22 protein-coding genes are annotated in these 20505 nt (G+C 73.5%); 20 read left to right on the top strand and 2 right to left on the bottom strand.

From position 1 onward, the window contains the following. The first annotated feature begins 2 nt into the window (after window positions 1–2). The 13 genes from Q0963_RS10770 (at window position 3) to nusB (ending at window position 11093) form a co-directional block, all read left to right on the top strand. Window positions 3–332 (top strand): hypothetical protein, encoded by a 330-nt coding sequence (locus tag Q0963_RS10770; protein ID WP_299445561.1) that lies wholly within the window; start codon window positions 3–5, stop codon window positions 330–332. 33 nt (window positions 333–365) lie between these two features. Further along, window positions 366–731: a DUF948 domain-containing protein gene (locus tag Q0963_RS10765; RefSeq protein ID WP_299445559.1), complete on the top strand. Its 366-nt coding sequence runs from the start codon at window positions 366–368 to the stop codon at window positions 729–731. Then, complete coding sequence (locus Q0963_RS10760) at window positions 728–1102, top strand: hypothetical protein (protein WP_299445557.1); 375 nt, start codon at window positions 728–730, stop codon at window positions 1100–1102. The genes Q0963_RS10765 and Q0963_RS10760 overlap by 4 nt, the downstream gene beginning before the upstream one ends. A gap of 102 nt (window positions 1103–1204) precedes the next feature. Beyond that, entirely contained in the window at window positions 1205–3901 is a 2697-nt protein-coding gene (alaS, locus tag Q0963_RS10755; RefSeq protein WP_299445555.1) for an alanine--tRNA ligase, read from the top strand. After that, window positions 3901–4434 carry a Holliday junction resolvase RuvX gene (gene ruvX / locus Q0963_RS10750; protein ID WP_299445553.1) on the top strand — a complete coding sequence of 178 codons (534 nt, stop codon included), beginning with the start codon at window positions 3901–3903 and terminating at the stop codon, window positions 4432–4434. Before alaS ends, ruvX begins: the two co-directional genes overlap by 1 nt. Then, window positions 4431–5609 carry an endolytic transglycosylase MltG gene (gene mltG / locus Q0963_RS10745; protein ID WP_299445551.1) on the top strand — a complete coding sequence of 393 codons (1179 nt, stop codon included), beginning with the start codon at window positions 4431–4433 and terminating at the stop codon, window positions 5607–5609. Before ruvX ends, mltG begins: the two co-directional genes overlap by 4 nt. A gap of 4 nt (window positions 5610–5613) precedes the next feature. Next, window positions 5614–6447 carry a shikimate dehydrogenase gene (locus tag Q0963_RS10740; protein ID WP_367180053.1) on the top strand — a complete coding sequence of 278 codons (834 nt, stop codon included), beginning with the start codon at window positions 5614–5616 and terminating at the stop codon, window positions 6445–6447. Continuing rightward, entirely contained in the window at window positions 6444–7130 is a 687-nt protein-coding gene (locus Q0963_RS10735) for an A24 family peptidase (RefSeq protein ID WP_299445549.1), read from the top strand. Before Q0963_RS10740 ends, Q0963_RS10735 begins: the two co-directional genes overlap by 4 nt. A gap of 24 nt (window positions 7131–7154) precedes the next feature. Further along, the gene (gene aroC / locus Q0963_RS10730; RefSeq protein ID WP_299445547.1) at window positions 7155–8387 is read left to right on the top strand and encodes a chorismate synthase; all 1233 of its coding nucleotides are present in this window, start codon (window positions 7155–7157) and stop codon (window positions 8385–8387) included. Then, window positions 8387–8893, top strand: a complete 507-nt coding sequence (locus Q0963_RS10725; protein WP_299445545.1) for a shikimate kinase — start codon at window positions 8387–8389, stop codon at window positions 8891–8893. Before aroC ends, Q0963_RS10725 begins: the two co-directional genes overlap by 1 nt. After that, window positions 8890–9963: a 3-dehydroquinate synthase gene (gene aroB, locus Q0963_RS10720; protein WP_299445543.1), complete on the top strand. Its 1074-nt coding sequence runs from the start codon at window positions 8890–8892 to the stop codon at window positions 9961–9963. Before Q0963_RS10725 ends, aroB begins: the two co-directional genes overlap by 4 nt. Before the next feature lie 152 nt (window positions 9964–10115). Further along, window positions 10116–10676, top strand: a complete 561-nt coding sequence (gene efp, locus Q0963_RS10715; RefSeq protein WP_299445541.1) for an elongation factor P — start codon at window positions 10116–10118, stop codon at window positions 10674–10676. Between the two features lie 3 nt (window positions 10677–10679). Then, window positions 10680–11093 carry a transcription antitermination factor NusB gene (gene nusB / locus Q0963_RS10710; RefSeq protein WP_299445539.1) on the top strand — a complete coding sequence of 138 codons (414 nt, stop codon included), beginning with the start codon at window positions 10680–10682 and terminating at the stop codon, window positions 11091–11093. Window positions 11094–11107: 14 nt separating this feature from the next. Here nusB and Q0963_RS10705 read toward each other — a convergent pair whose 3' ends face one another. Both Q0963_RS10705 and Q0963_RS10700 read right to left on the bottom strand, forming a co-directional pair. Further along, window positions 11108–11317, bottom strand: coding sequence for a dodecin (locus Q0963_RS10705; protein WP_299445537.1), 210 nt, complete (start codon window positions 11315–11317; stop codon window positions 11108–11110). Between the two features lie 80 nt (window positions 11318–11397). Continuing rightward, complete coding sequence (locus Q0963_RS10700; RefSeq protein ID WP_299445534.1) at window positions 11398–11571, bottom strand: hypothetical protein; 174 nt, start codon at window positions 11569–11571, stop codon at window positions 11398–11400. Window positions 11572–11727: 156 nt separating this feature from the next. Between Q0963_RS10700 and Q0963_RS10695 the strand changes: the two genes are divergently transcribed. From Q0963_RS10695 to Q0963_RS10665, 7 genes are all read left to right on the top strand, one after another. Further along, complete coding sequence (locus tag Q0963_RS10695; protein ID WP_299445532.1) at window positions 11728–12108, top strand: hypothetical protein; 381 nt, start codon at window positions 11728–11730, stop codon at window positions 12106–12108. Window positions 12109–12229: 121 nt separating this feature from the next. Continuing rightward, the gene (gene pyrR, locus Q0963_RS10690; RefSeq protein WP_299445531.1) at window positions 12230–12862 is read left to right on the top strand and encodes a bifunctional pyr operon transcriptional regulator/uracil phosphoribosyltransferase PyrR; all 633 of its coding nucleotides are present in this window, start codon (window positions 12230–12232) and stop codon (window positions 12860–12862) included. Continuing rightward, window positions 12859–13803 carry an aspartate carbamoyltransferase catalytic subunit gene (locus Q0963_RS10685; protein WP_299445529.1) on the top strand — a complete coding sequence of 315 codons (945 nt, stop codon included), beginning with the start codon at window positions 12859–12861 and terminating at the stop codon, window positions 13801–13803. The genes pyrR and Q0963_RS10685 overlap by 4 nt, the downstream gene beginning before the upstream one ends. Beyond that, window positions 13800–15107, top strand: a complete 1308-nt coding sequence (locus Q0963_RS10680; RefSeq protein ID WP_299445527.1) for a dihydroorotase — start codon at window positions 13800–13802, stop codon at window positions 15105–15107. The genes Q0963_RS10685 and Q0963_RS10680 overlap by 4 nt, the downstream gene beginning before the upstream one ends. Continuing rightward, window positions 15101–16240 carry a glutamine-hydrolyzing carbamoyl-phosphate synthase small subunit gene (gene carA, locus Q0963_RS10675; protein WP_299445525.1) on the top strand — a complete coding sequence of 380 codons (1140 nt, stop codon included), beginning with the start codon at window positions 15101–15103 and terminating at the stop codon, window positions 16238–16240. Before Q0963_RS10680 ends, carA begins: the two co-directional genes overlap by 7 nt. 73 nt (window positions 16241–16313) lie before the next feature. Then, window positions 16314–19625: a carbamoyl-phosphate synthase large subunit gene (gene carB, locus Q0963_RS10670; RefSeq protein ID WP_299445523.1), complete on the top strand. Its 3312-nt coding sequence runs from the start codon at window positions 16314–16316 to the stop codon at window positions 19623–19625. Continuing rightward, the gene (locus Q0963_RS10665; RefSeq protein ID WP_299445522.1) at window positions 19622–20497 is read left to right on the top strand and encodes a dihydroorotate dehydrogenase electron transfer subunit; all 876 of its coding nucleotides are present in this window, start codon (window positions 19622–19624) and stop codon (window positions 20495–20497) included. The genes carB and Q0963_RS10665 overlap by 4 nt, the downstream gene beginning before the upstream one ends. Window positions 20498–20505: the final 8 nt, after the last annotated feature.

Genomic DNA, 20505 nt, shown 5'->3' with positions numbered 1-20505 from the left:
GCATGACATCGGACCCGCTCGTCCACAGCCCCCGCCGTGCGTGGCCGCGGGCTGCCCTCCTCGCCGTCGTCGCCCTCGGCACGGTCCTGGTCCTCGGCGCCTGCGCGGCCGGCCCGAACCCGGCGCTGGACACCGGCACCGACCCGCCCGGGTTCTGGCTGGGCCTGTGGCACGGCGTCATCGTGCCGGTGACGTTCATCGTGTCGCTGTTCACCGACGCCGTGAGCGTCTACGCGGTCCGCAACTCCGGTAACTGGTACGACGCCGGGTTCATGCTCGGGCTGCTCATCTCGCTCGGCGGCGCGGGCGGGTCGAGCCGGGGACGCCGCTGAGTCCGGCCCGGAGCGCCCGATAGGGTCGGCGGTATGGACGTCACGCTCGGAGGGATCGCAGCGCTCGTCGCCGCGGTCGCGTTCGCCTACCTCGTCGTCCGCGTCGCCGGCCTCGTCGGCAAGGCCGGCCGGATCCTCGACGAGACCCGCGAGAGCCTGCGCACGACCACCGACAACGTGCAGCCCACTCTCAAGAGCCTCACCGACACCGTCGGGCTCACCAACGACCAGCTGACCCGGGTCGACGCCATCACCAGCTCCGTGTCGACGATGACGACGAACGCCTCTGCGCTCACCTCGGTGTTCGCCGCCACGCTGGGCTCCCCGCTCATCAAGGTGGCCGCGTACAGCTACGGCGTGCGGGTGGCGGTCTCGAACCTGCGCAAGGCGGCCCGATGAGGGCGCGCACGCTGCTGCTCGGCGCCGCCGCGGTCGGCGTCGGCTATGCCCTCTGGCGGCTGCCGGCCACCCGGCGGTTCGTCACGACGGTGCGTGAGGCCGCGCGCGAGCGCGAGGCCGACCTGCGGGAGGCGGTGGAGGTCGCGGTGCGCACCGACGCCACGACCCGGGCGCCCCGCCATGCCGCGGGTGCCGTCGTCCCCGACCTCGACGTCGACGCGGGCTGGGGCGAGCGCGACCGCGGCCCGGCCGTGAGCCTCACCGACGGCGACCCGGGCCGGTCGCTGTCTCCCGAGGAGGCGCGCGCGCTGCTCCTGGACCCCTCCGGCCCCGCCGGTGGTGGCCCGGGCGGCGACGAGCGAGCTCGGTAGGGGCTCGACGCCCCCGCCTCCGCCCACCCGACCTTCGGACGCGGCCCCGGCATACGATGTCGGCCTGCCCGCGCCCGGCCCACCCCACAGGACTGACACGACATGGAAACCGCTGAGATCCGGCGCCGCTGGCTCGACTTCTTCTCCCGCAACGGTCACACGATCGTCCCGAGCGCCTCGCTGCTGCTCGACGACCCCAACCTGCTGTTCGTCAACGCCGGCATGGTGCCGTTCAAGCCGTACTTCCTCGGCCAGGAGACCCCGCTGTGGGACCGCGCCACGAGCGTGCAGAAGTGCGTGCGCACCGGTGACATCGAGGAGGTCGGCAAAACCTCGCGGCACGGCACCTTCTTCCAGATGAACGGCAACTTCTCCTTCGGGGACTACTTCAAGGAGGGCGCCATCCGCCTCGCCTGGGAGCTCGTCACGACCCCCCAGGGCGAGGGCGGCTACGGCCTCGACCCCGACCTCATCTGGCCCACCGTCTACGAGGACGACGACGACGCCTTCGCCATCTGGCACGAGCAGGTCGGGATCCCGGCCGAGCGCATCACCCGCCGCGGCAAGCTCGACAACTACTGGCACATGGGGGTCCCCGGCCCCGGCGGGCCGTGCAGCGAGATCTACCTCGACCGGGGCCCCGAGTACGGCCGCGACGGCGGCCCGGCCGTCGACGAGGACCGGTTCCTCGAGTTCTGGAACCTCGTGTTCATGCAGGAGGAGCTCTCGGCCGTCCGCGCCAAGGACGACTTCGACGTCGCCGGCCCGCTGCCCCAGCGGAACATCGACACCGGGATGGGCCTGGAGCGGATGGCGACGCTGCTCCAGGGGGTCGACAACCTGTACGAGATCGACGAGGTGTACCCCGTCCTCGACCGGGCGGCCCAGCTGTCCGGCACGCGCTACGGCGCCGAGTCCGGGCACATGGTCAGCGAGTCCCACCCCGACGACGTTCGGCTCCGGGTCGTCGCCGACCACGTCCGGTCCTCGCTCATGCTCATCGGCGACGGCGTCACCCCGGGCAACGAGGGCCGCGGCTACGTCCTGCGCCGGATGCTGCGCCGCGCGATCCGCTCGATGCGGCTCCTCGGCTACGAGGACCCCTGCCTGCCGGAGCTGCTGCCGGTCTCGCTCGAGCGGATGGAGCAGTCCTACCCCGAGCTGCGCACCGACTGGGACCGCATCTCGCAGATCGCCTACGCCGAGGAGGAGGCGTTCCGCCGCACCCTCACGGCGGGCACGACGATCCTCGACACCGCCGTCGCCCGCACCAAGGAGCGCGGCGGGGCCGTCCTCGCCGGGGACCAGGCGTTCCAGCTGCACGACACCTACGGCTTCCCCATCGACCTCACCCTCGAGATGGCGTCGGAGCAGGGGCTCGAGGTGGACCGTGAGGGCTTCACCCGGCTCATGCAGGAGCAGCGCCAGCGGGCCAAGGACGACGCGCGGTCCAAGAAGGTGGCCCACGGCGACACCAGCGTCTACCGGGCCCTGGCCGACGGCGTCGGCGCCCCGGTCGAGTTCACCGGGTACTCCGAGGTGACCTCCGAGGCGCGGGTCGCGGGGATGCTCCGCGACGGCGTGCCGGTCACCTCCGCGACCGCGGGCGACGACGTCGAGCTCGTGCTCGACCGCACCCCGTTCTACGCCGAGGGCGGCGGCCAGCTCGCAGACGGCGGCCTGCTGCGGCTCGGCAGCGGGGCGGTCGTGGAGGTGCGGGACGTCCAGTCGCCGATCCGGGGTCTCATCGTGCACCGCGCGACGGTCGTCACCGGTGAGGTCGCGGCGGGCGAGCAGGCGTACGCGGAGGTCGACATCGAGCGCCGCCGGTCCATCTCGCGGGCGCACACCGCGACGCACATGGTGCACAAGGCGATCCGGGAGGCCCTCGGCGACACCGCCACCCAGGCCGGGTCCGAGAACTCCCCGGGCCGGTTCCGGTTCGACTTCCACGCCTCGTCCGCGCTGCCGGCGTCGGTGCTCGGCGACGTCGAGTCCCGGGTCAACGCGCTGCTCCTGGACGACCTCGCCGTCAACGCCGAGGTCATGACCCAGCAGCAGGCGCGCGACGCGGGTGCGATGGCGCTCTTCGGCGAGAAGTACGGCGACGCCGTGCGCGTCGTCTCCGTCGGGGACTGGGCCCGCGAGCTGTGCGGAGGCACGCACGCCGAGCGCACGACCCAGCTCGGGCTCGTCACCCTGCTCGGGGAGTCCTCCATCGGGTCCGGGGTCCGGCGGGTCGAGGCGCTCGTCGGCAACGACGCGTTCTCGTTCCTCGCCCGGGAGCGCGCCATCGTCGGCCAGCTCACCGAGCTGATGAAGGGTCGCCCCGAGGAGCTGCCCGAGCGCGTGGGCGGGCTGCTCACCCGGCTCAAGGAGGCCGAGCGCGACCTCGAGCGGCTGCGCACCGAGCAGCTGCAGGCCGCGGCCGGGTCGCTCACCGACCGCGCGCGCGACGTCGGCGGGGTCACCCTGCTCGCGCACGACGCGGGGGAGGCCGACGCCGGCGACGTGCGCACGATGGTCCTGGACCTGCGCGGCCGCCTCGGCAACGACCGCCCGTCGGTCGTGGCCGTCACAGGGGTCGCGAAGGGCCGGCCCGTGGTCGTCGTCGCGACGAACGAGGCGGCCCGCGGGCGCGGCATCACCGCCGGCGAGCTGGTCCGGGTCGCGGCCGGCGCCCTCGGCGGCGGCGGGGGCGGCAAGGACGACATCGCGCAGGGCGGCGGCCAGGACCCCGCCAAGGTCGGGGAGGCGCTCTCGGCCGTCGAGTGGCGCGTCGGGGAGCTCGCCGGCTGATGTCGGACGGCGAGCAGCGCCCGGCGCGCGGCGTCCGCATCGGCGTCGACGTCGGCTCGGTCCGCGTCGGGGTGGCCCGCAGCGACCCCGACGGGCTGCTCGCGACTCCGCTGGAGACGGTCCCCCGGACCGCCGGCGCGGACCCACACCCGGGCGCCGAGGACCTCGAGCGGCTCGCCCAGCTCGTCGCCGAGCACGCGGCGGTCGGGGTGGTCGTCGGGCTCCCCAGGTCGCTCTCGGGTGTCGAAGGGCCCGCTGCCGCGAACGTCCGCACGTATGCTGGCGTGCTGGCGGCGCGTGTCGCCCCCGTCCCGGTCCGCCTCGTCGACGAGCGCCTGACGACGGTCGACGCGCACCGCGCGCTCACGGCGAGCGGAGTCGCCGGACGGCGGCAGCGCTCCGTGGTCGACCAGGCCGCGGCGGTGCTGATCCTCCAGTCGGCGCTCGACACCGAGCGTGCGACCGGGGCTCCGGCAGGAGAACCGGTCGGAGGACGACGGCGCAAGCCACGGACGAAGGGCACGAGGACGTGAGCCACGACTTCACCGACACGATCTTCGGTGACGACAGCCGGCGACCCGCGGGGAGCTCCCGTCGGGACATCCACGGTCGTCGCCGACGTCGCAGGTCCCGCGGTCGCGGCCTCCTGGCGGTCCTCATCGCCGTCGTCCTCGTCGGCGGTGCCGCGTACGGCGCCGTCAGCGTCCTCGGCCCGATGATCGGAGGCCTCGTCGGCGGCTCCGAGACCGACGTCGACTTCCCCGGCCCGGGCGAGGGCGAGGTCGAGGTCGTCGTGTCCTCCGGCGACACCGGCGAGGACATCGCGACGACGCTGCGCGACGCCGGCGTCACGAAGACCCGCACCGCCTACCTCGAGGCGGCGGCCGCTGACCCGCAGACGGCCGCGAAGATCCAGCCCGGCACGTACGTGCTCCTCAAGGGGATGACCGGGCTGGACGCCTTCGGGGTGCTCACCGACCCGGCGAACCGGGTCACCGACCGCGTCACGGTCCGTGAGGGGCTGTGGACCTCCGAGACGTTCGCGGCCCTCTCGAAAGCCACCGGGGTGCCGGTCGAGGAGTACGAGAAGGCCGCCAAGGACACCGAGGCCCTCGGGCTGCCGGCGCAGGCGGAGGGCAACCTCGAGGGGTGGCTGTTCCCGGCGAGCTACGAGTTCTCCGAGGACACGTCGGCCACCGAGCAGCTGAGCGCGATGATCGACCTGACCATCAAGACCCTCGAGGCCGCCGACGTCCCGAAGAAGGACTGGCAGCGCACCCTCATCATCGCCTCGATCGTCGAGGGCGAGGCCCGCGGCGACGCGGACCGGGGCAAGGTGGCCCGGGTGGTCGAGAACCGTCTCGCCGACCCGAACGGCCCGACCGCCGGCTTCCTCCAGATGGACTCGACGGTCAACTTCGTCCTCCAGAAGCGCGGCAACCTCACCAAGAGCGAGTACGACAGCGCGAAGTCCGACCCGTACGACACCTACGGCTCCCCGGGGCTGCCGCCCGGGCCGATCGGCAACCCGGGCAAGGCGGCCATCGACGCCGCGGCCGACCCGACGCCGGGTGGGTGGTTCTTCTTCGTGACGGTCAACCTCGACTCGGGAGAGACCCTCTTCGCCGAGACGTACGCGGAGCAGCAGGCCAACGAGGCCAAGCTGCGGCAGTGGTGCTCGGACAACGAGGGGAAGTGCAGCGGGTGACCTGGTGCCGGTGCTGAGGGCCGCGGTCCTCGGGTCCCCGGTGGAGCACTCCCTCTCGCCGGCGCTGCACCGGGCGGGGTACGCCGCGCTCGGGCTGCAGGGGTGGGAGTACGACCGGCACGAGGTCGGCGTCGCCCACCTGCCCGCGTTCGTCGGTGCCCTCGACGAGACCTGGCGGGGCCTGTCCCTGACGATGCCCCTCAAGGAGGCGGCCCTCGCGCTGGCGACCGACACCTCGGACGTGGCGCGGCTGGCCGCCGCCGCGAACACCCTCGTGCGTCGCGACGACGGTGGGTGGGACGCGACGAACACCGATGTCGCGGGCGCCGTCGCGGCGCTGCGCCCGCACCTGTCCGGCCCGGTGCAGCGAGCCCTGGTCATCGGCGCCGGGGCGACCGCGCGGTCCTGTGTGCTCGCCCTCGCCGAGCTCGGCGTCACGACGCTCACCGTCCGGGCGCGCGACACCGCCAAGGCCGCAGACCTCCTCGCCTGGGCGCTCGACGCCGGCGTCGGCGTGCGCAACGGCTCCGTCGCCGCGATCGACCCGTGGGTCACGACCCGCGACGACGTCGTCGTCTCGACCGTCCCACCGGCCGCCGGCGACGACGTCGCGGCCACCGTGCCGGCCGCGCATGCGGGGGTCCTCCTCGACGTCGTGTACGCCGGATGGCCGACCCCCCTCGCCCGGGCGGCCGCGGCCGCCGGCATGACGGTCGTGTCGGGTCTGGAGCTGCTCGTGCACCAGGCGGCCGAGCAGTTCCGGCTCTTCACCGGCCGCCCCGCCCCGGTCGAGGCCATGCGCGAGGCGGGCCTCGCCGCCCTCGGAGGTGGCGCATGACGCCGTGGTGGGTCGTCGTCGTGGTTGCCCTGGTCATGGGCGTCGTCGGGCACCTCACCGGCCTGCGGCTCGCCACCGGGGGGTACCGCATCAACGAGGACGAGGTCGACCGACCCCCCGGCCACCCGTGGTGGACCGGCCCGGCCACCGGCGCGCTGAGCGCCCTCGCCGTCGTCTCCGTGGGGGATCACGGGGCGTGGGCCTCCCTGCCGCCCTTCCTGCTGTTCGCCTGGCTCACCGTCGGGCTCGTGTGGATCGACCTCGACGTCCACCGGCTCCCGGTGGGGCTCGTCGTCCCCACCGGCGCCGCTCTCGTCCTCCTCCTCGGGATCGCCTCGCTCGCGACCCCGGGGGAGGGCCGGTGGCTCACGGCCGTCATCGGAGCCGCGGTCATGGGCGGCACCTACCTCGTCCTCGGCCTCCTCCCGGGTGGCGGGGTCGGCGGTGGCGACGTCCGCCTTGCGCCGGTCCTCGGAGCCCTCCTCGGATGGCTCGGGATCGCCCATCTCCTCCTCGGGCTCATGGCCGGCTTCCTCATCGGCGGGCTGACGGCGATCCTGCTCCTCGCGGGGCGCCGGGTCGGGCTGAAGTCCTCCATCGCGTACGGCCCCGCCATGTGCCTCGGCGCCTGGGTGGCCATCGGCGGCACGTCCCGCATCCTGACCTGGCTGACCGGTGGCTGAGACACGCGTGGAAGGATCGGACCCATGCTGCGTTGGCTGACCGCGGGGGAGTCGCACGGCCCCGCCCTCGTCGCGACCGTCGACGGCCTGCCCGCAGGCGTCGAGGTGACCACCGCCGACCTCGCCGGGGCCCTGGCCCGGCGCCGCCTCGGCTACGGCCGCGGGGCCCGGCAGAAGTTCGAGCAGGACGAGGTCGAGTTCCTCGGCGGGGTCCGGCTCGGGCGCACCCTCGGCTCGCCGGTCGCGATCCGGATCGGCAACACCGAGTGGCCGAAGTGGCGCACCGTCATGAGCCCCGACCCGGTGAGCGAGGCGGACTACGCGGCCTCCGACGACGTCAACGCCGAGAAGGAGGTGGCCCGCAACCGGCCCCTCACCCGGCCGCGGCCCGGCCACGCCGACCTCGTCGGCATGCAGAAGTACGGCTTCGACGACGCACGTCCGGTGCTCGAGCGCGCCTCGGCGCGTGAGACCGCCGCCCGGGTCGCCCTCGGTGCCGTGGCCGCCCGGTTCCTCGAGCAGGCGTACGGCATCCGGCTGGTGTCGCACACCGTGGCCATCGGGGCGGCCGGAGTCCCGGACGACGCGCCGCTGCCCGGGCCGGACGACGTCGCCGCGCTCGATGCCGACCCCGTGCGCGCGTTCCACCCCGGCGGCTCGGCCGCGATGGTCGCCGAGGTCGACGCGGCCCGCAAGGACGGCGACACCCTCGGTGGCGTCGTCGAGGTCGTCGCCGTCGGGGTGCCGCCGGGGCTCGGGTCGCACGTGCACTGGGACCGCCGGCTCGACTCCCGCCTCGCGGCGGCGCTCATGGGCATCCAGGCCATCAAGGGCGTCGAGGTCGGCGACGGGTTCCGTACGGCGGCGCGGCGCGGGTCGCAGGCGCACGACGAGATGGAGCGCGACGCCGACGGGGTCATCCGGCGCGCCACCGGGCGGGCCGGAGGCACCGAGGGCGGCATGTCCGTGGGCGGTGTCCTGCGGGTGCGCGCGGCGATGAAGCCCATCTCCACGGTGCCGCGCTCGCTGCGCACCGTCGACGTCGCGTCCGACGAGGCGGCGACGGCCATCCACCAGCGCTCCGATGTCTGCGCGGTCCCCGCCGCGGGCGTCATCGCCGAGGCGATGGTCGCCCTGGTCCTGGCCGAGGCGTGCCTCGAGAAGTTCGGCGGCGACTCGGTCGCCGAGACCGCCCGCAACCACCGGGGCTACCTCGACGCGATCCCGTCGGCGATGCGCACGTGGGACGACGTCTGATGCCCCGCGTCGTCCTCGTCGGCCCCCCGGGGTCGGGCAAGACCACCACCGGGCGGGCGCTCGCGGCACTCCTCGGGGTCGACTTCCTCGACACCGACCTCGCCATCGAGACGGCGTCGGGGCGCAGCGTCAGCGACATCTTCGTCGAGGACGGCGAGCCTACCTTCCGCGACCTGGAGCGGGCCGAGGTGGCCCGGGCCCTTGCCGAGGAGGACGGCGTCGTCGCCCTCGGCGGTGGCGCGCCGGTCGACCCGCTCACCGAGCCGCTGCTCGAGGGCCACACCGTCGTCTTCCTCGACGTCGGGATCGCCGACGCGTCCAAGCGGGTGGGCTTCGACCGCAGCCGCCCCCTGCTCGCGGTCAACCCGCGTGCCTCCTGGGTCCGGCTCATGGGCGAGCGGCGCCCGGTCTACGAACGCGTCGCGACGCACGTCGTCGACACCGCCGGGCGGCCGGCCGAGGACGTGGCGGCCGAGGTGGCCGCGCTGATCGGCGCGGGCACGTGAGCGAACCCGTCGTCATCCCCGTCGGCGACCTCCACGACGTCGTCGTCGGCCGGGGGGTGCTCGACCGGGTCGCGGCGCAGCTGCCCGGCGGGGTCCGGCAGGTCCTCGTCGTGCGCCCCGAGGGGCTGCGGACCTACGCCGACACGGTCGCCGGGGCGCTGTCGGCCGCCGGGTACACGGTCCGCGTCGAGGCCGTCCCGGACAACGAGCGGGCGAAGACGGCCGAGGTGGCCGCCGGTCTGTGGTCGGTGCTCGGGCAGCGGGCGTTCACCCGCACCGACGCGGTCGTCTCGGTCGGCGGCGGCACCGTCACCGACCTCGCGGGGTTCGTCGCGGCCACCTGGCTGCGTGGTGTCCCGGTCGTCCACGTCCCGACCACCCTGCTCGCCATGGTCGACGCGGCGGTCGGGGGCAAGACCGGCATCAACACCGCCGAGGGCAAGAACCTCGTCGGCGCCTTCCACACCCCGGCCGGCGTCGTGTGCGACCTCGACGTCCTCGCCACCCTGCCGCGGCCCGACCTCGTCGCCGGGCTCGCGGAGGTCGTCAAGGGCGGCTTCATCGCCGACCCACGGATCCTCGAGCTCATCGAGGCGGACCCCTCCGCCGCGACCCGCTGGGATGGCGACGTGCTGGCCGAGCTCGTCGAGCGGAAGGTGCGCGTCAAGGCCGAGATCGTGGCCGCCGACCTCACCGAGTCGTTCCTGCGCGAGGTCCTCAACTACGGCCACACCCTCGGGCACGCCATCGAGCAGGTCGAGCACTACGAGCGCCGGCACGGCGAGGCCGTCGCGATCGGGATGGTGTTCGCCGCCGAGCTCGGGCACCGCACCGGCACCGTCGACGACGCGCTCCTGGCCCGCCACCGGGCGGTGCTCGAGGCGGTGGGGCTCCCGACCCGCGACGTGGGCGGCCGCTTCGAGGACCTGCTCACCGCGATGGCCCGCGACAAGAAGTCGCGTGGGGCCACGATGCGGTTCGTCGTCCTCGACGGCCTGGCCCACCCGGTACGCCTCGTCGGCCCGGACGAGTCGCTGCTGCGCGACGCCTACGCCGCCATCTCGCCCTGACCCACCCCCGCAGATCGCCAGGAGGAGCGGGCGGTCGGGCGAGCGGCGGGGGAGCGGTAGCATGGTCGGCGATCCCGACCCCTTCGCAGGGGTGACGCGCGCCCGCACTCCGGTGCCGTGACCCGTCCCAGACTCGAGAAAGACACCAGCCCGTGGCATCGACCAACGACCTGAAGAACGGCCTCGTCCTCAACATCGAGGGCCAGCTGTGGTCCGTCGTGGAGTTCCAGCACGTCAAGCCCGGCAAGGGCCCGGCCTTCGTGCGCACCAAGCTCAAGAACGTCCTGTCGGGCAAGGTCGTCGACAAGACCTTCAACGCCGGCGTCAAGGTCGAGACCGCGAACGTCGACAAGCGGAACATGCAGTACCTGTACAACGACGGCACCGACTTCATCTTCATGGACGGTGACACCTACGACCAGCTCCCGGTGAGCCCCGAGGTCGTCGGCGACGCCGCGAAGTACATGGTCGAGAACCAGGAGGCCATCGTGGCCCGCCACGACGGCACCGTCCTCTACATCGAGCTGCCCGCCTCCGTCGTCCTCGAGATCACCTACACCGAGCCGGGCCTCCAGGGCGACCGCTCCACGGGCGGCACGAAGCCGGCCACCCTCGAGACGGGCGCCGAGATCGCCGTGCCGCTCTTCCTCGAGCAGGGGACCAAGATCAAGGTCGACACCCGCGACGGCTCCTACCTCGGCCGGATCAGCTGACCCGTGGCCGCCCGCACCAAGGCCCGTAAGCGCGCCCTCGACCTGCTGTTCGAGGCGGAGCAGCGGGGCATCGACCCCGCGGACCTCCTGCGCGAGCGGCTGGCGGTGCCCGTCACCGAGCACGCCCTCTCGGAGTTCACCGCCGACCTGGTGACCGGCGTCTCCACCCACCGGGACCAGCTCGACGAGCTCATCACGACGTACTCGCAGGGCTGGTCGCTGCCGCGGATGCCCGCGGTCGACCGTGCCATCCTCCGGCTCGGCGCCTACGAGGTCCTGCACTCGCAGGACGTTCCCGAGCCGGTGGCGATCAGCGAGTGGGTGGCCCTGGCGACCGAGCTGTCGACCGACGACAGCCCGCGCTTCGTCAACGGCCTGCTCGCCCGCCTCGTCGAGGTCAAGCCCACCCTCGCCTGAGCGTCCGGCCCCGGTCAGCTCTCCTCGAGGCGGAAGCCGAGCTTGAGCCCCACCTGGTAGTGCGCGACCGCGCCGTCCTCCAGATGGCCGCGGATCTCGGTGACCTCGAACCAGTCGAGCCCGCGCACGGTCGTGTTCGCGCGGGCGACCGCCGAGGTGATCGCGTCGTCGATGGACGTCGTCGACGTCCCGACGACCTCGCTGATGCCGTATGTGTGCGCCATGGCGGCCCCTCTCGTCGGCGGCCGCCCCGGTGGTGGCCGTCCCCCCGATCGTCGCGGGTCCGAGGCGGTCGCGCCAGGGGTCAGCGCGCGCCGGCCGAGGCGAAGACGACCTCGGGCCACGGCGACTCTGCGAGCCAGCGCCGGTACGCCGCCGCGTCGGCGTCCCGCGGTGGGAAGAGCGGCGGGGATGCGGCCTCGGCCCGCTGCTCCGGGCAGGTGGCCCCGGACGTGGGTGCGCTGGTGATCTCGGGCATCGGAGCCTCCTCGGGGACGAGCCGGAACGTGACCATCACATCTTGTTATGTCATACATGCTGACGCATTATGCGTCTCACGGGGCGGACCGCCCCGCCGGGCACCACCGCAGTCCCATGGCTGGCGTGCGCTCCGGCGGCATGCTCAACTGCTGCCATGAGCACCCTCGGACCGCGGTTCGCCCGGGCGGTCGCCGCGAAGGACGCCGACGCAGTGCACCGCCTCGTCACCCCGGACGTCGACTTCCGGGGCCTGACCCCCGGACGCGCCTGGGAGGGCACCGGCCCCGACGACCTCGTCGAGGTCCTGTTCGGCTGCTGGTTCGGGGATGCCGACGAGATCACCGCCCTCGTCGACGTCACCGCCGGAGCGCCCGTCGAGGACACCCAGCGGGTCTCCTACCGGCTCGCCCTGCGGACGCCCGACGGTGCCTACGCCGCCGAGCAGCAGGCGTACTACCGCGCCGACGGCGACCACATCGGGTTCCTGCGGATCCTCTGCTCCGGCTTCCGGCCCGCGGGCGCCACCGCCGGCTGAGCCGACACGGACCGGCGCCGTGGACGGTGTCGCCCGAGGCGCTCCGGACCAACTACAGTGGCGCCCGCCAGACATCCTTTAACGACCTGTCCCGTGAGGCAGGGAAGGAGGTCGCACGCGGATGACGCGCGCCGACGACACGCTGCCCCCCGGAGCCCTCGAGGCCTCCGCCACCGCCCGCACCGTCATGAGCGAACCGGACATCTCCCGGGCTCTGCGGCGCATCGCCCACGAGATCGTCGAGCGCAACAAGGGCGCCCACGACCTCGTCCTGCTCGGCATCCCGACCCGTGGAGTCGAGCTCGCCCGCCGCCTCTCGGAGCTGCTCCTGGAGATCGAGGGCGTCGAGGTCCCGGTCGGCGACCTCGACATCACGATGTTCCGCGACGACCTGCGCCACCAGCCCACCCGCGCCCCGATGCCGACCCGCATCCCGAGCAGCGGGGTCGATGACCGGATCGTCGTCCTCGTCGACGACGTCCTGTACTCCGGCCGCACCATCCGGGCCGCGCTCGACGCGCTCTCGGACCTCGGCCGCCCCCGCGCCGTCCGGCTGGCCGTGCTCGTCGACCGGGGCCACCGCGAGCTGCCGATCCGGGCCGACCACGTCGGAAAGAACCTGCCCACCGCGCACACCGAGCGGGTCATGGTCCGGCTCAGCGGGGTCGACGACACCCCGGAGTCGGTGACCATCGCCTCCGGGGAGACCCGGGCGGGCAGTCCGTCGACGCCGGCCGCAGGGGGGCACCGATGAGGCACCTCCTCTCCAGCGCCGACCTCAGCCGCGACGACGTCCGGATGCTCCTCGCCACCGCCGCCGAGATGCACGAGGTCCAGCGCCGCGACGTCAAGAAGCTCCCGACCCTGCGCGGGCGCACCATCATCAACCTCTTCTTCGAGGACTCCACCCGCACCCGCAGCAGCTTCGAGATCGCGGGCAAGTGGATGTCGGCCGACACCATCAACATCACCGGCAAGGGCTCGTCGGCGTCCAAGGGTGAGTCGCTGCGCGACACCGTGATGACGATCGACGCGATGAGCGTGGACTGCGTCGTCATCCGGCACATGGCCAGCGGCGCCGCCCACCAGGTGTCCCAGTGGGTCGACGCGAGCGTCGTCAACGCGGGGGACGGCACCCACGAGCACCCCACCCAGGCGCTGCTCGACGCGTACACGATGGAGCAGCGGCTCGGGCCGCTCGCCGGCCGCCGGGTCGCCATCGTCGGCGACCTCACCCACAGCCGGGTGTTCCGGTCCAACGCGATCACGCTGCGCACCCTCGGCGCCGACGTCACGCTCGTCGCCCCCCCGACCCTGATGCCCAGCGGCATCGGGGCGTGGGCGGCCGCCGACGGGCTGCACCTCACCGACGACCTCGACGAGGTCCTCGCCTCCGGCCCGGACGCGGTGATGATGCTGCGCGTCCAGCGCGAACGGATGAGCGGCGGCTTCTTCCCGACCCCCAGGGAGTACACCGTGGGCTTCGGCCTCACCCGCGACCGCCTCCGGGCCCTGACCGACGCGAACGGCGAGGCGGTCATCTGCCACCCGGGCCCGATGAACCGCGGGCTCGAGATCAGCGCCGACGCGGCCGACGCCGCCCAGAGCCTCGTCCTGGACCAGGTGTCCGCGGGAGTGGCGGTGCGGATGGCCGTGCTCTACCACCTGCTCGCCGGAGAGGAGGACGCGGCATGAGCGACCTGCTGATCACCGGCGTCACCTACCTCGGCCCCGACGGGGCCGAGCAGCGCGGTGACCTCGCCGTGCGCGACGGGCTCGTCGCCGAGGTCGGCCGGGTCGAGGACGTCAGCGGCCTCGACCGGCTCGACGGCGACGGGCTGACCGCCCTCCCCGGGTTCGTCGACCTGCACACCCACCTGCGCGAACCGGGCCGTGAGGACGCCGAGACGATCGCCTCCGGCTCGCGCGCCGCCGCGGCGGGCGGGTTCACCGCGGTCCTCGCGATGGCCAACACCTCCCCGGTCACCGACACCGCCGAGGCAGCCGAGCGCATCCTCGACCTCGGTCGCGCGGCCGGGCTCGTCGACGTCGTCCCGGTGGGCGCGGTCACGAAGGGCCTCGAGGGCGTCGAGCTGGCCGAGCTCGGCCTCATGCACCGCTCCCGCGCCCGGGTCGGGGTCTTCAGCGACGACGGGCACTGCGTGGCCGACGGCCGCGTCATGCGCCGGGCCCTGGAGTACGTCCGGGCCTTCGGCGGTGTCGTCTCGCAGCACAGCCAGGACCCCGCGCTCGCCGGGGCGCAGGCCTGCTGCCACGAGGGCGAGCTGTCCGGGCGGCTCGGCCTGCCCGGCTGGCCCCCGGTGGCCGAGGCGAGCATCATCGCCCGCGACGCGATGCTCGCCGAGCACACCCGCAGCCGGGTCCACGTCGCGCACGTGAGCACCGCGGAGGGCCTGGACGTCGTGCGCTGGGCGAAGGCCCGCGGCATCGCCATGACCGCCGAGGTCACCCCGCACCACCTGGCGCTGGGCACCGACCTGCTCGCCGGCTACGACCCCGTGTTCAAGGTCAACCCGCCGCTGCGCCCCACCGCCGACCAGGAGGCGCTGCGGGCGGGGCTGCTCGACGGCACGATCGACGCCGTCGCCACCGACCACGCCCCGCACGCCCGGCACGACAAGGAGCACGCCTTCGTCGACGCGGCATTCGGGATGCTCGGGCTCGAGACCGCGTTCGGGGTGGTCCACGACCTGCTCGTCACGACCGGCTCGATGGGGCTGGCCGACCTGGCCCGGGTCATGTCGGTCAACCCGGCCCGCATCGCCGGGCTGGCCGGCCACGGCCGGCCGCTCGCGCCGGGGGAGCCCGCCAACCTCGTCCTCGTCGACCCCGCTGCCACGGTCACCGTCGACCGCGCCGCCTCGCAGTCCCTGTCCCGTAACACCCCGTGGCACGGGCGGACCCTCACCGGAGCCGTCCACGCCACCATCCTGCGCGGCACCGTCACCGCGCGCGAAGGAGAGCCCGCAGCATGCTGACCCACCGCGAGCCCGCCGTCCTGGTCCTCGAGGACGGCCGGACCTTCCCCGGCCGCGCCTACGGCCACCGTGGCACGACCGTCGGCGAGGCCGTCTTCTCCACCGGCATGACCGGCTACCAGGAGACCCTCACCGACCCCAGCTACCACCGCCAGGTCGTCGTCATGACGGCCCCGCACGTCGGCAACACCGGGTGGAACGACGAGGACGACGAGTCGGGCCGGATCTGGGTCGCCGGCTACGTCGTGCGCGACCCCGCGCTGCGGCCGTCGAACTGGCGCTCCCGGCGCTCGCTCGAGGACGAGCTCGACGCCCAGGGCGTCGTCGGCCTCTGCGACGTCGACACCCGGGCCATCACCCGGCACCTGCGCGAGCGCGGGGCGATGCGAGTCGGCATCTTCTCGGGGGACGCGGCTTCCCGGCCGCCCGCCGAGCTGCTCGCCGAGGTCGCGGCAGCCCCCGAGATGGCCGGCTCGTCCCTGGCCGCCGAGGTCGCGACCACCGAGGCGTACGTCGTCCCGGCGGTGGGGGAGCGGCGCTTCACCGTCGCCGCCGTCGACCTCGGCATCAAGGCGATGACGCCGCGGATGATGGCCGAGCGCGGCATCGAGGTGCACGTGCTCCCGGCCACGGCGACCGTCGAGGACGTCCGGGCGCTCGCGCCGGACGGGGTGTTCCTCAGCAACGGCCCGGGCGACCCGGCGACAGCCGAGGCCCAGGCCGAGCTGCTCCGCGGCGTGCTGCGCGACGGGACCCCGTACTTCGGCATCTGCTTCGGCAACCAGATCCTCGGCCGGGCGCTGGGGTTCGGCACCTACAAGCTGAAGTACGGGCACCGCGGCATCAACCAGCCGGTCATGGACCGCACGACCGGCAAGGTCGAGGTCACCGCCCACAACCACGGCTTCGCCGTCGACGCGCCGCTCGACCGGGCGACCGAGACCGAGTTCGGCATCGTCTCGGTCAGCCACGTCTGCCTCAACGACGACGTCGTCGAGGGCCTGGAGGTGCGCGACGGCGAGCGGCTCGTCGCCTTCTCGGTCCAGTACCACCCGGAGGCCGCGGCCGGCCCGCACGACGCCGCCTACCTGTTCGACCGCTTCACCGATCTCATGCAAGGAGCAAAGAAGTGACTTCAACCGGTATTCGGGGTCCCCGCGAAGTATCGGAGCGAGGCACGAGCGCAGAACTTCGTGGGGTGAACTGATGCCCAAGCGCGACGACATCACGAGCGTCCTGGTCATCGGCTCCGGCCCGATCGTCATCGGGCAGGCCTGCGAGTTCGACTACTCCGGCACCCAGGCGTGCCGCGTCCTGCGGGAGGAGGGGATCCGGGTCATCCTCGTCAACTCCAACCCGGCGACGATCATGACCGACCCGGAGTTCGCCGACGCCACGTACATCGAGCCGATCACCCCCGAGATCGTCGAGAAGATCATCGCCAAGGAGCGCCCGGACGCCGTGCTGGCGACCCTCGGCGGCCAGACGGCGCTCAACTGCGCGATGGACCTGCACGAGCGCGGCATCCTCGAGAAGTACGACTGTCCCCTCATCGGGGCCAACGTCGAGGCGATCCAGCTCGGCGAGGACCGCGAGAAGTTCAAGGGCGTCGTCGAGCGCTGCGGCGCGGAGTCGGCCCGCTCGATGATCTGCCACTCGATGGACGAGGTGCTCACCGCCGCCGACGAGCTCGGCTACCCGGTGGTCGTGCGGCCCTCCTTCACGATGGGCGGCCTGGGGTCCGGCTTCGCCCACACCCCCGACGAGCTGCGCCGCATCGCCGGGGCCGGGCTGCAGTACTCGCCGGTCACCGAGGTGCTCCTCGAGGAGTCCATCCTCGGGTGGAAGGAGTACGAGCTCGAGGTCATGCGCGACCACGCCGACAACGTCGTCGTCGTCTGCTCGATCGAGAACGTCGACCCCGTCGGCGTCCACACCGGCGACTCCATCACGGTGGCGCCGGCGCTGACGCTGACCGACCGCGAGTACCAGCGGCTGCGGGACATCAGCATCGACATCATCCGAGAGGTCGGCGTCGACACCGGCGGCTGCAACATCCAGTTCGCGGTGGACCCCCGGGACGGGCGGATCATCGTCATCGAGATGAACCCCCGCGTCTCGCGGTCCTCGGCGCTGGCGTCCAAGGCCACCGGCTTCCCCATCGCGAAGATCGCCGCGAAGATGGCGATCGGCTACACCCTCGACGAGGTGCCCAACGACATCACCGAGGAGACCCCGGCCTCCTTCGAGCCGACGCTCGACTACGTCGTCGTCAAGGTGCCGCGGTTCGCGTTCGAGAAGTTCCCCGCGGCCGACGACACGCTGACGACGACGATGAAGTCGGTCGGCGAGGCGATGGCGATCGGCCGGTCGTTCACCGAGGCCCTGCAGAAGGCGCTGCGGTCGCTCGAGAAGGCGGGCAGCAGCTTCCACTGGGACGGCGCGACGCCCACCACCGAGGCCGGGCACGCGCTGCTCGACTCGGCCCGGCGCCCCACCGACGGGCGCATCGTGCAGGTCCAGCAGGCCCTGCGCGCGGGCCTGACGGTCGAGGAGGTGCACGACGTCACCCGGATCGACCCGTGGTTCCTCGACCAGATCGCGCTCGTCAACGACGTCGCGGCGGCCGTGGGCGAGGCCGAGCAGCTGACGCCGGACCTGCTGCGCCTCGCGAAGCGGCACGGCTTCAGCGACGTCCAGCTCGCCTCGCTGCGGGCGATGCCCGAGGCCGTCGTCCGGGGGGTGCGCCAGGCGCTCGGGGTCCGCCCGGTGTTCAAGACCGTCGACACCTGCGCGGCCGAGTTCGCGGCCCGCACGCCGTACCACTACAGCTCCTACGACGAGGAGTCCGAGGTCGCGCCGCGCGAGCGCGAGGCCGTCATCATCCTCGGGTCCGGGCCGAACCGGATCGGGCAGGGTGTCGAGTTCGACTACTCCTGCGTGCACGCCTCCTTCGCGCTGCGCGACGCCGGCTACGACACGGTCATGGTCAACTGCAACCCCGAGACCGTCTCGACCGACTACGACACGAGCAGCCGCCTGTACTTCGAGCCGCTGACCCTGGAGGACGTCCTCGAGGTCGTCCACGCCGAGCAGCTGGCCGGCCCGGTCGCCGGGGTCATCGTCCAGCTCGGCGGGCAGACCCCGCTCGGGCTCGCGAAGGCGCTCAAGGCGGCCGGCGTCCCCATCGTCGGCACGAGCCCGGAGGCCATCGACCTCGCCGAGGACCGGGGCGCGTTCGGCCGGGTGCTCGCCGAGGCCGGGCTGCCCGCGCCCAAGCACGGCACCGCCTACAGCGCCGCGACGGCCGTCGCCATCGCCCGCGAGATCGGGTATCCCGTCCTGGTCCGGCCGTCCTACGTGCTCGGTGGCCGGGGGATGGAGATCGTCTACGACGACGAGACCCTCGGTGCCTATGTCGAGCGGGCGACGGTCGCGGGGCCCGAGCATCCGGTGCTCGTCGACCGCTTCCTCGACGACGCCATCGAGATCGACGTCGACGTCCTCTTCGACGGCGACGAGATGTACCTCGGCGGGATCATGGAGCACATCGAGGAGGCCGGCATCCACTCCGGGGACTCCTCGTGCGCGCTGCCGCCGGTCACTCTCGGCGCCACCGAGATGGAACGGGTGCGCGACTCGACCCGCAAGCTCGCCGAGGGCATCGGGGTCCGCGGGCTCATGAACGTGCAGTTCGCCCTCGCCCAGGACATCCTCTACGTCCTGGAGGCCAACCCCCGGGCGTCCCGCACCGTACCGTTCGTCGCGAAGGCCACCGGTGTCGCGCTGGCGAACGCCGCGGCCCGGATCATGCTCGGCGCCTCGATCGCCGAGCTGCGCGCCGAGGGCGTGCTGCCCCAGCACACCGACGGCGGCCGGATGCCCGCGACGGCGCCGGTCTCGGTCAAGGAGGCCGTCCTGCCGTTCAAGCGGTTCCGGACCGCGGACGGCCTCGTCGTCGACAGCCTCCTCGGGCCCGAGATGCGCTCGACGGGGGAGGTCATGGGGATCGACACCGACTTCGGCCGCGCGTTCGCCAAGGCCCAGCTCGCGGCGATCAGCGGCCTGCCCACGGCCGGCACGGTCTTCGTGTCGGTCGCCAACCGTGACAAGCGGGCGATCATCTTCCCGGTCAAGCGGCTCGTCGACCTCGGCTTCCGGATCCTGTCGACCTCCGGCACCGCGGACGTGCTGCGCCGCAACGGGATCGAGGCCGACGTCGTGCTCAAACACGCCGAACGCGGGGCGGGCGGCACGTCGGTCGTCGACCTGATCAACGCGGGCGAGATCGCGATGGTCGTCAACTCCCCGAGCGGGCCCAGCGCCACGACCCGCGCCGACGGGTACGCGATCCGCGCCGCGACCACCGCGATGGACAAGCCGATCATCACCACCGTCCAGCAGCTCGCGGCGGCCGTGCTCGCCATCGAGGCGGTCCAGCAGGGCGGCCTCGAGGTCACCTCGCTCCAGGAGCACACCGCGGCGCTCGACCTGTTCGGTGTGGAGGCGGGCGCGTGAGCACAGGCGTCGTCCAGGTCGCCGGCGAGCTCATCGCGAACCGGCGGGTCGGGGCCTACCACCACCTGACGCTCGTCGCGCCGGGGGTCGCGGAGCTCGCGGACCCCGGGCAGTTCGTGGCGCTGGCGGTGGGCGGGCCCACCTCGGCCACCCTCCTGCGCCGGTGCTTCTCGATCCACAAGGTCAAGCCGTCCGGCACCTACGGGGGCACCGTCGACATCGTCGTCGCCGCGCACGGCCCGGGCACCCGGTGGCTCGCCGCGCTGCGGCCGCACGACCCCGTCGACGTCGTCGGCCCGCTGGGGCGGCCGTTCCCGCTGCCGGCCGAGCCGGTGGCGTGCGTCCTCGTCGGAGGCGGCTACGGGTCGGCACCGCTGTTCTGGCTCGCGGAGTCACTGCGGGAACGGGGCTGCCACGTCGAGATGGTGCTCGGCGCGGCCTCCGAGGACCGCCTCTTCGGGGTGGTCGAGGCCCGGCGCAGCGCGGACGCGGTGCACGTGACGACCGACGACGGGTCGGCCGGGCGCCGGGGCTGGGTCTCCGACGTGCTCGGCGAGGTCGTCGACCGCACCGAGGCCGCGGTCGTCTACGCGTGCGGGCCGATGGCGATGCTCCGGTCGGTCACCGAGGTGGCGGGGCGGCACGGGGCCGTCGCGCAGGTCGCCGTCGAGGAGTCGATGGCCTGCGGCATCGGGGTCTGCATGACCTGCGTCATGCCGGTCACCGGCTCCGACGGCGCCACCCGGATGGTCCGCTCGTGTGTCGAGGGCCCGGTGTTCCGCGGTGACCGGGTCCGCTGGGACGCGATCTCCGGCGGCGTCACCCGGGTGCCCGAGGACGCGGTCGGGGCGCCGCGGGCGGGGGGCCACTGATGGTGGAC

The sequence above is a fragment of the uncultured Phycicoccus sp. genome (assembly GCF_947495705.1).
Taxonomy (GTDB): Bacteria; Actinomycetota; Actinomycetes; order Actinomycetales; family Dermatophilaceae; genus Phycicoccus.
This window is presented reverse-complemented; position numbering and strand designations above follow the sequence as displayed.